Source organism: Streptomyces sp. NPDC049597 (assembly GCF_040675505.1).
GTDB lineage: Bacteria > Actinomycetota > Actinomycetes > Streptomycetales > Streptomycetaceae > Streptomyces.
In genome coordinates this window covers 290,479-304,603 of sequence record NZ_JBFAOY010000001.1, presented here as the reverse complement: position 1 = coordinate 304,603, position 14,125 = coordinate 290,479, and the positions used below count along the sequence as shown (strand labels likewise).

The 14,125-nt window shown below is 75.2% G+C and carries 11 protein-coding genes and 1 riboswitch; of the genes, 5 read left to right on the top strand and 6 right to left on the bottom strand.

Annotation, left to right across the window (positions count from 1 at the left end; all coding sequences use genetic code 11):
* Position 1: 1 nt before the first annotated feature.
* The gene (gene cobN / locus AB0K02_RS01395; protein ID WP_365990280.1) at positions 2-3,637 is read right to left on the bottom strand and encodes a cobaltochelatase subunit CobN; all 3,636 of its coding nucleotides are present in this window, start codon (positions 3,635-3,637) and stop codon (positions 2-4) included.
* A 54-nt stretch (positions 3,638-3,691) separates the two neighbouring features.
* A riboswitch (cobalamin riboswitch) is annotated at positions 3,692-3,782 on the bottom strand.
* Positions 3,783-3,895: 113 nt separating this feature from the next.
* On the opposite strand from cobN, the gene AB0K02_RS01390 reads away from it, so the two are divergent.
* The 3 genes from AB0K02_RS01390 to AB0K02_RS01380 are packed head-to-tail and all read left to right on the top strand — an operon-like array spanning position 3,896 to position 7,631.
* Complete coding sequence (locus AB0K02_RS01390) at positions 3,896-5,494, top strand: cobalamin biosynthesis protein CobG (protein WP_365990279.1); 1,599 nt, start codon at positions 3,896-3,898, stop codon at positions 5,492-5,494.
* An 11-nt stretch (positions 5,495-5,505) separates the two neighbouring features.
* Entirely contained in the window at positions 5,506-6,132 is a 627-nt protein-coding gene (locus tag AB0K02_RS01385; protein ID WP_365990722.1) for a precorrin-8X methylmutase, read from the top strand.
* Complete coding sequence (locus AB0K02_RS01380) at positions 6,132-7,631, top strand: precorrin-2 C(20)-methyltransferase (protein ID WP_365990278.1); 1,500 nt, start codon at positions 6,132-6,134, stop codon at positions 7,629-7,631. The genes AB0K02_RS01385 and AB0K02_RS01380 overlap by 1 nt, the downstream gene beginning before the upstream one ends.
* 378 nt (positions 7,632-8,009) lie before the next feature.
* Here AB0K02_RS01380 and AB0K02_RS01375 read toward each other — a convergent pair whose 3' ends face one another.
* On the bottom strand, positions 8,010-8,732 hold the full coding sequence (locus AB0K02_RS01375; protein WP_365990277.1) for a cobalt-precorrin-6A reductase: 723 nt from the start codon (positions 8,730-8,732) through the stop codon (positions 8,010-8,012).
* A 12-nt stretch (positions 8,733-8,744) separates the two neighbouring features.
* Between AB0K02_RS01375 and AB0K02_RS01370 the strand changes: the two genes are divergently transcribed.
* Entirely contained in the window at positions 8,745-9,866 is a 1,122-nt protein-coding gene (locus AB0K02_RS01370) for a cobalt-precorrin-5B (C(1))-methyltransferase (RefSeq protein WP_365990276.1), read from the top strand.
* Positions 9,867-10,379: 513 nt separating this feature from the next.
* On the opposite strand, the gene cobM is transcribed toward AB0K02_RS01370, so the two are convergent.
* On the bottom strand, positions 10,380-11,129 hold the full coding sequence (cobM, locus tag AB0K02_RS01365) for a precorrin-4 C(11)-methyltransferase (protein WP_365990275.1): 750 nt from the start codon (positions 11,127-11,129) through the stop codon (positions 10,380-10,382).
* On the bottom strand, positions 11,126-12,373 hold the full coding sequence (gene cbiE / locus AB0K02_RS01360) for a precorrin-6y C5,15-methyltransferase (decarboxylating) subunit CbiE (protein ID WP_365990274.1): 1,248 nt from the start codon (positions 12,371-12,373) through the stop codon (positions 11,126-11,128). The genes cobM and cbiE overlap by 4 nt, the downstream gene beginning before the upstream one ends.
* Before the next feature lie 144 nt (positions 12,374-12,517).
* On the opposite strand from cbiE, the gene AB0K02_RS01355 reads away from it, so the two are divergent.
* Positions 12,518-12,760, top strand: coding sequence for a DUF2277 domain-containing protein (locus AB0K02_RS01355; protein WP_365990273.1), 243 nt, complete (start codon positions 12,518-12,520; stop codon positions 12,758-12,760).
* On the opposite strand, the gene AB0K02_RS01350 is transcribed toward AB0K02_RS01355, so the two are convergent.
* Positions 12,732-13,361, bottom strand: a complete 630-nt coding sequence (locus tag AB0K02_RS01350; protein ID WP_365990272.1) for a VTT domain-containing protein — start codon at positions 13,359-13,361, stop codon at positions 12,732-12,734. The genes AB0K02_RS01355 and AB0K02_RS01350 overlap by 29 nt on opposite strands.
* A 289-nt stretch (positions 13,362-13,650) precedes the next feature.
* Positions 13,651-14,118: a DoxX family protein gene (locus AB0K02_RS01345; protein ID WP_365990271.1), complete on the bottom strand. Its 468-nt coding sequence runs from the start codon at positions 14,116-14,118 to the stop codon at positions 13,651-13,653.
* Positions 14,119-14,125 lie beyond the last annotated feature (7 nt).

The window sequence follows — 14,125 nt, the reverse complement described above, 5'->3', positions numbered from 1 at the left end:
CCTAGTCGTCCGCCCCGTCCTCCAGGTCGCCCTCCGTCTCCAGGAACACCTGTCGCAGGCCTTCCAGCACCGCCGGGTCCGGCTTCTCCCACATGCCGCGGGACTCCGCCTCCAGGAGGCGTTCCGCGATGCCGTGGAGGGCCCAGGGGTTGGCCTCCTGGAGGAAGGCGCGGTTCTCCGGGTCCAGGACGTACGTCTGGGTCAGCTTGTCGTACATCCAGTCCGCGACCACACCCGTCGTCGCGTCGTAGCCGAAGAGGTAGTCGACCGTCGCCGCCAGTTCGAAGGCGCCCTTGTAGCCGTGGCGGCGCATCGCCTCGATCCAGCGGGGGTTGACCACGCGGGCGCGGAAGACGCGGGACGTCTCCTCGACCAGGGTGCGGGTGCGGACCGTCTCCGGGCGGGTGGAGTCGCCGATGTACGCCTCCGGGGCGGTGCCGCGCAGGGCGCGGACCGTGGCCACCATGCCGCCGTGGTACTGGAAGTAGTCGTCGGAGTCCGCGATGTCGTGCTCGCGCGTGTCCGTGTTCTTGGCCGCGACCGCGATCCGCTTGTACGCCGTCTCCATCTCGGCGCGCGCCGGGCGGCCCTCCAGACCGCGGCCGTAGGCGTAGCCGCCCCACACCGTGTAGATCTCGGCCAGGTCCGCGTCCGTGCGCCAGTCGCGGGAGTCGATCAGCTGGAGGATGCCCGCGCCGTACGTGCCGGGGCGGGAACCGAAGATACGGGTCGTGGCGCGGCGTTCGTCGCCGTGCTCGGCCAGGTCGGCCTGGGTGTGGGCGCGGACGTGGTTCTCGGTGGCCGGCTCGTCCAGGGAGGCGGCCAGGCGCACCGCGTCGTCCAGCAGGCCGATCGTGTGCGGGAACGCGTCCCGGAAGAAGCCCGAGATGCGCAGGGTGACGTCCACGCGCGGGCGGCCCAGCTCCGCGAGCGGGATGGGCTCCAGACCCGTCACGCGACGCGACGCGTCGTCCCACACCGGGCGGATGCCCAGCAGGGCGAGCGCCTCGGCGATGTCGTCGCCCGCCGTGCGCATCGCACTCGTCCCCCACAGGGACAGGCCGACGGACGTGGGCCACTCGCCGTTGTCCGCGCGGTAGCGCTCCAGGAGGGAGTCGGCGAGCGCCTGGCCCGTCTCCCAGGCGAGGCGCGAGGGGACGGCCTTCGGGTCGACGCTGTAGAAGTTGCGGCCCGTCGGCAGGACGTTGACCAGGCCGCGCAGCGGCGAACCGGACGGGCCCGCCGGGACGAAGCCGCCGTTCAGCGCGTGGACCGCGTGGGTGATCTCGTCCGTCGTACGGGACAGGCGCGGGACCACTTCGAGCGCAGCGAAACGCAGGATGGCCGCCACCTGCTCGCCGTGGGCGGTGGGCACCGCGTCCGGGTCCCAGTCCGCCGCCTCCATCGCCTCGACCAGTGCGCGGGCCGTGGCCTCCGCCTCGTCGGCCGTCGTCCGGGTCGCCGCGGACTCGTCGAGGCCCAGGGCCTCGCGCAGCCCCGGCAGCGACGTCGTACCGCCCCAGATCTGGCGGGCGCGCAGGATCGACAGGACCAGGTTGACCCGCTCCGGGCCGGTCGGCGCGCCGCCCAGGACGTGCAGACCGTCGCGGATCTGCGCGTCCTTCACCTCGCACAGCCAGCCGTCGACGTGCAGCAGGAAGTCGTCGAAGCCGTCGTCGTCCGGGCGGTCGTCCAGCCCGAGGTCGTGGTCCAGCTTCGCCGCCTGGATCAGCGTCCAGATCTGGGCGCGGATCGCGGGCAGCTTGGACGGGTCCATGGAGGAGATCTGGGCGTACTCGTCCAGGAGTTGTTCGAGGCGCGCGATGTCGCCGTACGACTCCGCCCGCGCCATCGGCGGCACCAGGTGGTCGACCAGCGTGGCGTGCGCCCGGCGCTTGGCCTGGGTGCCCTCGCCCGGGTCGTTGACGAGGAACGGGTAGACGAGCGGGAGGTCGCCGAGCGCGGCGTCGGGGCCGCAGGCCGCGGACAGGCCCGCGTTCTTGCCCGGCAGCCACTCCAGGTTGCCGTGCTTGCCCAGGTGGATCATCGCGTCCGCGCCGAAACCGCCGTCGTCCGCCGACGCGGCGATCCAGCGGTAGGCGGCCAGGTAGTGGTGCGAGGGCGGCAGATCGGGGTCGTGGTAGATCGCGATCGGGTTCTCGCCGAAGCCGCGCGGCGGCTGGATGAGGATCAGCAGGTTGCCGCGGCGCAGGGCCGCCAGCACGATGTCGCCCTCGGGGTTGCGCGACCGGTCCAGGAACATCTCGCCGGGCGCCGGGCCCCAGTGCTCCTCCACGGCCTCGCGCAGTTCGGCCGGGAGTTCGGCGTACCAGCGCTTGTAGTCGGCCGCCGGGATGCGCACGGGGTTGCGGGCGAGCTGCTCCTCGGTCAGCCAGTCCTGGTCGTGGCCGCCGGCCTCGATCAGCGCGTGGATCAGCTCGTCGCCGTCGCCGGAGACGAGGCCCGGGATGTCGGCCTCGGGCCCGAAGTCGTAGCCCTCGGCGCGAAGGCGCCGCAGGAGGGCGACGGCGGAGGCGGGGGTGTCCAGGCCGACCGCGTTGCCGATGCGGGAGTGCTTGGTGGGGTACGCGGACAGGACCAGCGCGATGCGCTTGTCCGCGTTCGGGATGTGGCGCAGGCGGGCGTGGCGCACGGCGGTCCCGGCGACACGGGCGGCGCGCTCGGGGTCGGCGACGTACGACGGGAGGCCGTCCTCGTCGATCTCCTTGAACGAGAACGGGACCGTGATCAGCCGGCCGTCGAACTCCGGCACCGCCACCTGGCTGGCCGCGTCCAGCGGGGACAGGCCCTCGTCGTTGTCCTCCCACGCCGAGCGCGGGCCCGTCAGGCACAGCGCCTGGAGGATCGGCACGTCCAGGGCGGCGAGCGCGCCCGCGTCCCACGACTCGTCGTCGCCGCCGGCCGACGCGTCGGCCGGGCGCGTGCCGCCCGCCGCGAGCACCGTGGTCACCAGGGCGTCGGCGCTGCGCAGTTGTTCCAGCAGCTCCGGCTCGGGGGCGCGCAGCGACGCCACGTACAGGGGCAGGGCCCGGCCGCCGGCGTCCTCGATCGCACCGCACAGGGCGTCCACGAAGGCGGTGTTGCCGCTCATGTGGTGGGCGCGGTAATAGAGCACGGCGATCAGCGGGCCGTCGGTCTCCCGGCGCGGGGTGCGCGCCAGACGGCCCCAGGTGGGCGCGGCCGCCGGGGGCTCGAAGCCGTGGCCGGTGAGCAGCACGGTGTCGGACAGGAAGCGGGCGAGCTGCTCCAGGTTGGCCGGGCCGCCGTGCGCGAGGTACGCGTGGGCCTCGGCGGCGATGCCGATCGGGACCGTGGAGGTCTCCATCAGCTGGGCGTCGGGGGCCTGTTCGCCGGTGAGGACGACGACCGGGCGGTCCTGGGCGAGGAGCAGGTCGATGCCCTCCTGCCAGGCGCGCAGCCCGCCGAGGAGGCGTACGACGACGAGGTCGGTGCCCTCCAGGAGGCCGGGGAGGTCCTCGACCGGCAGGCGGGAGGGGTTCGCGAAGCGGTACGCGACCGGTCCGGCTGCCGCGCGGGCGCTGAGCAGGTCGGTGTCGGACGTCGACAGGAGCAGGATGCGGGGCTGCGAGGGCAGTCCCTCGGACGAGATCGGCATGCGACGTCTGGCCTTCCTCGGGGTTTCCGCGCCCCGGGCGGTTGAGGACGGCGGGAGTTCCTGGCTCACCCGGCCGCGTGCGCGTGCTGCGCTGCTGCCGGGCTCACAGTGGCGGGACCGCGCCGGGATCTCACCGGGCTTCCTCCCCTGACGCCGTCTTCGGCGGTGACGGACCGTGTGGCCCGCTGCTCAGCATAGTAAGGGCCGTCACGTCTCCGGCAGCAGGTGGCTTGTCCGATGGTCGGTATGCTCGCCGCCATGCCTTCGGCCCCCTCGAACCGCCCGGACCGGGACGAAACTCCCGTACGGGACCGCGGTGATGCCTGCCCCGGCGCGCTGCGACTGCACACCGCGGACGACGGTGCGCTGGCGCGCGTCCGCGTGCCCGCGGGAGTGCTGAGCGCCCGGCAGGCGTACGCCCTGGCCGACGCGGCCGAGCGGCTCGGCGACGGCGCGCTCGACATCACGTCCCGCGGCAACCTTCAGCTGAGGGGCCTCGGCCGGGGCTGCGGCGGGGAGTTGGCGGCACATCTGGACGCCGCGGGCCTGCTGCCCGCGCCCGCCCACGAGCGGGTGCGCAACGTCGTCGCCTCGCCGCTGTCCGGGCTGGACGGCCGCGGTCACCTCGACGTCCAGCCGCTCGTGCGCGAACTGGACGCGCTGCTGTGCGCGAGCGAGCGGGCCACGGCGCTGTCGGGCCGGTTCCTGTTCGCGCTGGACGACGGCCGCGGGGACATGGCGGGGCTCGGCGCGGATGTGATGTTGCTCGCAGAGCCGGGCGGGGCGCGGGTGCGGGTCCTGCTCGGAGAACAGGCGCTGGAGGTCGGCACGCAGGACGGCGCGCGTGCGCTGCTGCTCGCGGCCGAGGCGTTCCTGGACGCGGCGGACGCCGGCGGCACGCGTGCGTGGCGGGTGCGGGAACTTCCGCCGGCGTACACGGTGTCGGCCGCGGAGCTGTCCCGCCGGGCGGCGGCGGCAGGTGTGGCCGTGCTCGCGTCGCACGGTGCGTCCGCGTCGGATCGCTCCGGGCGGGGCGCGGACGCGGACGTCGGCCCGCCCGCGCGAGGCGCGGACGCCGAGCCGGCGACGGCGGGCGCCGGACTGCCGGAAGGCCCCGGGGGGCCGAGCCCAGCCCGTGCCCGCGACGGAGCGCCGTCCGGCGGCCCTGCCGTGGCCGACGCGTCGGCCACGGCCGGAGCCGGTGCTCCCGCCCACGGTCCCGAACAGGGCGGCGGGACCACGGCCTCCGCGTCGGGTGTCGTCCATGCTTCCGGCGGACCCACGGGCCCCTGGCCCGGCCCGGGCGGCGAGCCCGCCATCCCCGTGCCCGGCGTCGTCGACGGCCCCGCAGGCGCCGTCTCCCTGCACGTCGGCGTCACCCTCGGACGCATGCGCGTCGCGCAGTGGCGGCTGCTCGCCCGGACCGCCGAGACGTACGGGACCGGGGAGTTGCGCGTCACGCCCTGGCGCGGTGTCGTCCTTCCCGGCGTCTCCGGTGCGCTCCTGCCCGCCCTCGCCGACGCGGGCCTCGTCACCGGGCCCGACTCGCCCTGGGTCGGCGTGGGCGCCTGCACCGGACGGCCCGGCTGCGCCAAGTCCCTCGCCGACGTACGGGCCGACGCCACCGCCCGTGTCGCCGCCGGTGCGGGTGGGCTGCCCGTGTACTGGTCCGGCTGCGAACGCCGTTGCGGGCATCCCCGGGGCGCCTGGGTGGACGTCGTCGCGACCGGCGAGGGCCGCTACGACCTGACCGCCCCAGGAGTCCCGCGGCACACCGTCCCTCTGACCGAACTCGCCGACGCCCTCGCGGCGGCGCGCAGCAACTCCACCGACCCCACCGAACGACCGACGAAGTGAGCGAGAGCACAGTGTTCGACTACGAGAAGGACGGCGCGGAGATCTACCGCCAGTCCTTTGCCACGATCCGCGCGGAGGCGGACCTCGCCGGCCTGCCGGCCGAGATCTCCCAGGTCGCGGTCCGCATGATTCACGCCTGCGGGATGGTCGACCTCGTCCGCGACCTCGCCCACTCCCCGGACGTCGTCCTGCACGCCCGCGCCGCCCTGCGCGCCGGCGCGCCGATCCTGTGCGACGCGCAGATGGTGGCGAGCGGCGTCACCCGCAAACGGCTGCCCGCCGACAACGAGGTGATCTGCACGCTCTCCGACCCGTCCGTGCCCGCGCTCGCCGCCGAACTGGGCACCACCCGCAGCGCCGCCGCGCTCGAACTGTGGCGCGACCGGCTGGAGGGCTCCGTCGTCGCCGTCGGCAACGCCCCCACCGCGCTGTTCCGGCTTCTGGAGATGATCGAGCAGGGGGCGCCCCGGCCCGCCGCCGTCATCGGCGTTCCCGTCGGCTTCATCGGCGCCGCCGAGTCCAAGGACGCCCTGGCCGCCCACCCGATGGGGCTCGAACACCTCGTGGTGCGCGGCCGCCGCGGCGGCAGCGCCATGGCCGCCGCCGCCGTCAACGCGATCGCGAGCGAGGCGGAGTAGTGAGCGACGACCAGAAGACGACGGGGCGCCTGTACGGCGTCGGGCTCGGCCCCGGCGACCCGGAGCTGATGACCCTGCGCGCCGCGCGCATCATCGCCGAGGCGGACGTGATCGCGTACCACTGCGCGCGCCACGGCCGTTCCATCGCCCGCTCCATCGCCGCCCCGCATCTGCGCCCCGACCACATCGAGGAGCGCCTGATGTACCCGATCACGGTCGAGACGACCGACCACCCCGGCGGGTACCGCGGCGCGCTCGACGACTTCTACGAGGAGGCGGCGGCCCGGCTCGCCGAGCACCTCGACGCCGGGCGGACGGTGGCCGTCCTCGCCGAGGGCGACCCGTTCTTCTACGGTTCCTACCAGCACATGCACAAGCGGCTCGCGCACCGCTACCCGACCGAGGTCGTCCCCGGCGTCACCTCGATCAGCGCCGCCGCGGCCCGGCTCGGCACGCCGCTGTGCGAGGCGGAGGAGGTCCTCACGGTCATCCCCGGCACGCTGCCGGAGGAGGAGCTGACCGCCCGTCTCGCCGCGACCGACTCGGCCGTCGTGATGAAGCTCGGCCGCACCTTCCCGGCCGTGCGCCGCGCGATGGAGACCTCGGGCCGGCTGGACGAGGCCCGGTACGTGGAGCGGGCCACGATGAACGGCGAACGGACCGGGCAACTGGCCGACATCGACCCCGGGTCGGTGCCGTACTTCTCCGTCGCCGTCGTGCCCAGCCGTATCGCCAACCCGAGGCCGCGCCCGGAGAGCGGCGAAGTCGTGGTCGTCGGCACGGGGCCGGCCGGCCCGCTGTGGCTGACGCCCGAGACGCGCCGCGCGCTCGCCGACGCCGACGACCTCGTCGGCTACACCACGTACCTGGACCGTGTCGCGCACCGCCCCGGCCAGATCCGCCACGGCTCCGACAACAAGGTGGAGTCCGAACGCGCCGAGTTCGCCCTGGACCTGGCGCGGCGCGGACGGCGGGTCGCGGTCGTCTCGGGCGGTGACCCGGGGGTCTTCGCCATGGCCACGGCGGTGCTGGAGGTCGCCTCGCAGGAGGAGTACCGGGACGTGCCCGTACGGGTGCTGCCGGGCGTGACCGCGGCGAACGCGGCGGCGGCCGCGGCCGGCGCCCCGCTCGGCCACGACTACGCCACGATCTCCCTGTCCGACCGGCTCAAGCCCTGGGAGGTCATCGCGGAGCGCCTGCGCGCGGCGGCCTCGGCGGACCTGGTCCTGGCGATCTACAACCCGGGCTCCCGCTCCCGTACCCATCAGGTCGCGGCCGCCCGTGACCTGCTGCTCGAACTCCGCTCGCCCGAGACCCCGGTGGTCGTGGCGCGGGACGTGGGCGGCCCGGAGCAGTCGGTGCGGGTGGTGACCCTGAAGACGCTGGAGCCCTCCGAGGTCGACATGCGCACGCTGCTGCTGGTCGGCTCGTCCCGGACCGAGGCGGTCGAACGCGGCGACGGCCGCACGATCGCCTGGACGCCGCGCCGCTACGAGTGAAGGCGCCGAGGCCGTCCGCGTCGAGACACCCGACGCGGACGGCCTTTTCGCGACGACCCGGCTCCCGCAGGCCGATTCGCCCCCGCTGAAGCGGTACGAGGTCTTCAAGGCCGAGAAGTACGGCGACGGCGAAGGCGGCCACGTCTGGCCGGCCCACCGGGTCGCGTGCCTCGGCGAGGACGCCATCTCGTTCCTCCACGGCAGTGCGGCGGACGGCGAGACCGTCATGTACGCCGTGGTGGCCGTGGACGACTGGGCCAACTCCCTCCGCGTGGACGACGAGACGGTGAACTGGGTGGCAGTCACCGAACTCGGCGCTCCCGCCGCCAGCTGAGGCACGCGTGAACGAGGCCGTCGCCCCCCCGAGGGGCGGCGGCCTCAGCCGTGTACCCAGGCCACCGCTTCCTCGACCGTCGCGGCCACCCGCACGCCCTCCGGCACCGGCGGCCTGCGCACGACCACCACCGGGATGCCCGCGTCGCGGGCCGCGCGGAGCTTCGGGGCGGTCGCCGCGCCGCCGCTGTCCTTCGTCACCAGGACGTCGACGCGGTGGGTGCGCAGCAACGCGCTCTCGCCGTCCAGGGTGAAGGGGCCCCGGTCCAGGAGGATTTCGCTGCGGGCCGGCATCGGCGCCTCCGGCGCGTCCACCGACCGGACGAGGAACCACTGCGGGCAGTCCGCGAAGGCGGCGAGACCCATGCGCCCGGTCGTCAGGAACACGCGTTCCCCGAGGCCGTCCAGTGCGCGGGCCGCCTCGGTCAGCGAGCCGACCGGGTGCCAGTCGTCGCCTTCGACAGGGACCCAGCCGGGGCGGCGCAGTGCCAGCAGGGGAACATGGGCGGTGGCGGCCGCCCTGGCCGCGTTGAAGCTGATCCGCTCGGCGAAGGGATGGGTGGCGTCGATGACCGCGTCCACGTGGTGCGCGCGCACCCAGTCCACGAGCCCGTCCACACCGCCGAACCCGCCGATCCGTACCTCGCCCGCAGGCAGCCGGGGGCTCGCGACGCGCCCGGCCAGCGAACTGGTGACGCGGACCGTAGGGTGCAGGGTCGCGGCGAGGGTGCGGGCCTCGGTGGTCCCACCGAGAACGAGTACGTGCACGGGAGTCCTCACATGAGTTCAGGCGGCGGGCGGGACGCCCAACTCAAGCACACCGGTCTGCGGCCCGGATGGACGACCGGGGCGTGCGCGACGGCGGCGACCACGGCCGCGTACACGGCGCTGCTCACCGGGGAGTTCCCGGACCCGGTGACGATCACCCTGCCGAAGGGCCAGACGCCGTCCTTCGCCCTGGCCGTCGAAGCCCTGACCGGCTCGTCGTCCGCCATGGCCGGGATCGTCAAGGACGCCGGCGACGACCCGGACGTGACGCACGGCGCGCTCGTCCGGGCGACGGTCCGCCTGCTGCCGGCCGGTTCCGGAGTCGTCTTCCGGGCCGGACCGGGCGTCGGCACGGTCACGCTGCCCGGCCTGCCCCTGGAGGTCGGCGAGCCGGCGATCAACCCGGTCCCGCGCCGGATGATGCGCGACCACGTCGCGCTCGTGGCGGACCGGCACGGCGGCACGGGGGACGTCGAGATCACCGTCTCCGTCGACGACGGCGAGGAGATCGCCCGCTCCACCTGGAACCCGCGGATCGGCATCCTGGGCGGCCTGTCCGTCCTCGGGACGACCGGCATCGTCGTCCCGTACTCCTGCTCGGCCTGGATCGACTCCATCCGCCGCGGCGTGGACGTGGCCCGCGCGGCGGGCCTGACGCACGTGGCGGGCTGTACCGGCTCGACCTCCGAGAGGACCGTGACCACGCTCTACGACCTGCCGGACATCGCCCTGCTCGACATGGGCGACTTCGCGGGCGCGGTGCTGAAGTACGTGCGGCGGCATCCGGTCGACCGGCTCACCGTCTGCGGCGGCTTCGCCAAGCTCTCCAAGCTGGCGGCCGGTCACCTGGACCTGCACTCGGCCCGCTCCCAGGTCGACAAGGGCTTCCTCGCCGACCTGGCCCGCGCGGGCGGCGCGTCCGAGTCCCTCGCCGCGGAGATCGCCACGGCCAACACGGGTCTGGCGGCGCTGCGCCTGTGCGAGGCGGCGGGCGTCCCGCTCGGCGACCTCGTCGCGGCGAGGGCCCGCGACGAGGCCCTGTCGGTCCTGCGGGGCGCGCCGGTGACGGTGGACGTGGTGTGCATCGACCGCGCGGGGACGGTGGTGGGCCGGTCGGCCCCGGCGGGGCCGTGAGCCGTTGTCCGCGCCGCGTCGCTGTACGGGGTCTGGGGCTGCGCCCCGAGCGCGGGGCTGTGGAGGTGCATGGGGTATGCCCCCCGCCCCTCCCGGAACTCTGACGAGCACCGGGCTCCGCCCCGAACCCCGCGCGGGCTGGGCCGCGCGGAACGTGTGGGCCCCGTCCCCGCCCGTGGGCGGCTTTGCCGCGCGGAACGTGTGGGCTGCGTCCCCGGCGGCGCTCGCGCGGACTGCGCCGTGCGGGACCTTGCCGTCGTTGTGGGCGACTGTTCCGTTGGGCGGAAGGGGTGGGCACAACGTCACGAGGGCGTCGCACGGGTCGGGGCGCTCTCAGCCCGGGGCCTGCACTGCGCCCTGTTCCGGGCGCACCCAGGGGCTTCGGGCCGCACGGGGGCGTCCGGGCCGGCCCCAGAGGCCTGGGCCGCTCCCATGCCGGAGCCACCCGGGGTCTGGGACCGCACCTGGGGGCCTGAGCCGCGCCCCGTGCCGGGCGCACCCCGGGCAGGCCCGTCAGCAGGCGTGGCGGTCGCGTTCCGGGGAGTACAGGTGGCTGTCGCGGAACTGCGTCGCCGCCAGCGTGCGGCCCACCAGGATCACCGCCGTCCGCGTCACCCCCGCCGCCTTCACCTGGTCCGCGATGTCCTCCAGCGTGCCCCGCAGGACCAGTTCGTCCGGGCGGCTCGCCATCGCCACGACCGCCGCCGGGCAGTCCTTGCCGTAGTACGGGACCAGTTCGTCGACGACCCGGTCCGCATAGCGCGCCGCCAGGTGCAGCACCAGCAGCGCCCCGCTCCTGCCCAGCGTCGCGAGGTCCTCGCCCTCCGGCATCGGCGTCGCCTGCTGGGCGACACGTGTCAGGATCACCGTCTGGCCCACGGTCGGGACCGTGAGCTCCCGCTTCAGCGCCGCGGCCGCCGCCGCGAACGCCGGCACGCCCGGGACGACTTCGTACGGCACGCCCGCCGCGTCCAGCCGCCGCATCTGCTCGGCGACCGCGCTGAAGACCGACGGGTCGCCCGAGTGCAGCCGGGCCACGTCGTGGCCCTCCTCGTGGGCGCGGACCAGCTCGGCCGTGATGGCGTCCAGGTCCATCCGGGCCGTGTCCACCAGCCGCGCGTCCGGCGGGCACTCGGCGAGCAGCTCCGTGGGGACCAGGGAGCCCGCGTACAGGCACACCCCGCACGACGCCAGCGTGCGCGCGCCGCGCACGGTGATCAGGTCGGCGGCTCCGGGGCCCGCGCCGATGAAGTACACGGTCATGACAGTTCTCCACTCTTGGTGACGGACCATTGGGTGACCGGCATCGCCTGGCGCCAGCCGGTGAACCCGCCGACGGGCACCGCGTGCGCGACCGCGAGCCGTACCAGCTCGCCGCCCAGCGCGCGGTACCGCTCGGCGAGCAGCGCCTCGGACTCCAGCGTCACGGTGTTGGCGACCAGCCGGCCGCCGGGCGCCAGCGCGTCCCAGCAGGCGTCCAGCAGGCCGGGGGCGGTCAGCCCGCCGCCGATGAACACGGCGTCGGGCGCGGGCAGCCCGGCCAGGGCCCCGGGCGCCGACCCGCGCACCACGCGCAGAGCGGGCACGCCGAGGGTGTCGGCGTTGCGGGCGATGCGCTCGGCGCGCACGGCGTCGCGTTCGACGGTGACCGCGCGGCACGACGGGTGCGTACGCATCCACTCGATCGCGATCGACCCCGACCCGCCGCCGATGTCCCACAGGAGTTCGCCGGGCGCGGGCGCGAGCGCCGCCAGGGTGGCGGCGCGGACGTGGCGCTTCGTCAGCTGGCCGTCGTGCTCGTACGCCTCGTCCGGCAGACCCGGCGCGGCGGACAGCCGCAGGGCGCCGGGGGCGCGGCGGCAGTCCAGGGCGATGACGTTCAGCGCGTCGACGGCACGGGGAGCGCCGGTGTCCCAGGTGTCGGCGGTGCCGTCGACGTGCCGCTCGGCGTCGGAGCCGAGCTGTTCGAGCACCCGCATCCGCGTCGGGCCGTAGCCGCGGTCCCGCAGCAGGGCCGCGACCTCCACGGGCGTGTCCGCCCCCGCGCTGAGCACCAGCAGGCGGCGCCCCTCGTGCAGGGCGGCGGCGAGGCGGGCCGCCGGGCGGCCGACGAGCGTGACGACCCCGGTGTCCTCGACGGGCCAGCCGAGCCGGGCGCACGCGTACGAGACGGAGGACGGATGCGGCAGCACGCGCAGGGCGTCCGGCCCGAGCTCGTCGGCCAGGGCGCGCCCGATGCCGTGGAAGAAGGGGTCGCCGCTGGCGAGGACGGCGACGCGGCGCCCGGCGTGCGCGGCGAGGAGCCCGGGGACGGCGGGTCGCAGCGGGCTGGGCCACGGCACCCGTTCGCCGCCGCACTCGCCGGGCAGCAGCGCCAGCTGCCGGGTACCGCCGATGATCACCTCGGCTGCGCGCAGGGCGTCCTGGGAGGCGAGGGCGAGCCCCGGCCAGCCGTCCGCGCCGATCCCGACGACGGTCACTGCAGGTGGGCGCGGTGCGGGGGTCACGGAGTCGGGTACCTCGAATAGCGGGGGAGGGGACGGAGCCGCACTCTACTGTCCGCCCGCGGACCGGCCGGACGGGCCCCCGCCGCTTGCCTCCCCGGGGCACGACGCTCGCGGGCTGTCAGTGGCGCGCGGCACACTGGACGCATGTGCCGCAGCATCAAGACCCTTCGTCCGCCCGTGCTCCCCGAGGAGGCCACCGAGGAGGACATGCACGCCGCCGCTCTGCAGTACGTGCGCAAGGTGTCCGGCTTCCGGGCGCCCGCCGCGCACAACCGGGAGGTGTTCGAGCAGGCCGTCGACGAGATCACCGAGGCCACCCGCAGGCTCCTCGAAGGGCTCGAGGTGCGCGGCCGGGCCGTCAGGCGGCCGGAGCCGGACGCCGCATGACGTAGGCGGCCAGCCACCCGGCCGCGAACAGCGCCAGCACCGACACCGCCGCGCCGACCCAGCTCGCGCCGAGCCACTGCCCGCCGAAGTAGCCGAGGCCGACGCTGTAGCCGGCCCACGCCACACCGGCCAGGGCCGACCACGGCAGGAACTCCCTCACCCTGCGGCGTGAGGCGCCCGCTCCCAGCGAGACGACCGAGCGTCCGGCGGGGGCGAAGCGGGCGATGACGACGAGCGCTCCGCCGCCGCGGCTGAGCGCGGCACCGAGACGTTCCTGCGCCCTGGTCAGGCGGGGGGAGCGCGCGATGGCCCGGTCGAAGCGGGCACCGCCGCGCCGGGCGAGCCGGTAGGCGACCAGGTCGCCCAGCACGGACGCGGTCGCCGCGCAGAGCAGGAGGACGAGCAGGGAGGGCACTTCGCGCTGCACCTGCCCCGCCGCGCCCGCGACGGTCGCCGTGGAGCCCGCGGCGGCAGCGGTCGCGGCCGTGATGACCAGCACCCCGCTGGGCAGGACGGGCAGGAAGACGTCGAGGAGGACGGACAGGGCCACGACGGCGTAGATCCATGGGCTGCCGGTCAGCGACCCCACACTCTCCAGCACCTTGTTCTCTCCCCGGTTTCGGTGACAAGGCCGCGGTGTCGCGAGGGGCGTCAGGGGGCGGCTTGACAGCTGTACAGCGTACGCCCGGGTGACGCACGGAGATCGGGAGGGTGGCGGGAGGGGGGCGAGATGTCGTATTCCGCGTGACGTGCAGGGCGCGTCCGACAGGCGGGAACGCCGAGCGCCCGGCCCCTCGTGGCGAGGGACCGGGCGCCGCCGGACTCCGCGGGCGGATGCGCGACTGGGCCGCGGGGGCCCGAATGCCGTCCGTGACGGACCGGTTGGGACGTCAGGCGGTCACGGCCGTCTTCTCCTCCAGAGCGCCTTCGCCCTCCCGCTCGGCGCCGCGCGCGCCGAACAGGCCGTCGAGCGCGAGCGCGCCCGGGCCGGTGAAGACCAGCAGCAGGAACGCCCAGCAGAACATGGCGGACGCCTCGCCGCCGTTCTGGAGCGGGAAGAGGGACTCCGGCTGGTGCACCGAGAAGTAGGCGTACGCCATCGAGCCGGACGCGAGGAGCGCGGCCGTGCGCGTGCCGAGGCCGAGCAGCACCAGCGCGCCGGCGACGAGCTGGATGACCGCCGCGTACCAGCCGGGCCAGGCGCCGGTCTCGACGGTGGTGCCGTTCATCCCGCCGAGCACGCCGAACAGCGAGGCCGCGCCGTGGCACAGGAACAGCAGGCCGACGACGACGCGGAACAGCCCGAGCGCGTACGGCTGCGCCTGATGCAGCCGGCCGGAGAGCGTGGGGGTTGCCATGGGACTC

What these genes read in the sequence shown, in the direction of transcription:
- cobN (WP_365990280.1), bottom strand. Translation starts at nt 3,637, where the DNA reads ATGCCGATCTCGTCCGAGGGACTGCCCTCGCAGCCCCGCATCCTGCTC.
- AB0K02_RS01390 (WP_365990279.1), top strand. Translation starts at nt 3,896, where the DNA reads ATGCCTTCGGCCCCCTCGAACCGCCCGGACCGGGACGAAACTCCCGTA.
- AB0K02_RS01370 (WP_365990276.1), top strand. Translation starts at nt 8,745, where the DNA reads ATGAGTTCAGGCGGCGGGCGGGACGCCCAACTCAAGCACACCGGTCTG.
- cobM (WP_365990275.1), bottom strand. Translation starts at nt 11,129, where the DNA reads ATGACCGTGTACTTCATCGGCGCGGGCCCCGGAGCCGCCGACCTGATC.
- AB0K02_RS01355 (WP_365990273.1), top strand. Translation starts at nt 12,518, where the DNA reads ATGTGCCGCAGCATCAAGACCCTTCGTCCGCCCGTGCTCCCCGAGGAG.
- AB0K02_RS01345 (WP_365990271.1), bottom strand. Translation starts at nt 14,118, where the DNA reads ATGGCAACCCCCACGCTCTCCGGCCGGCTGCATCAGGCGCAGCCGTAC.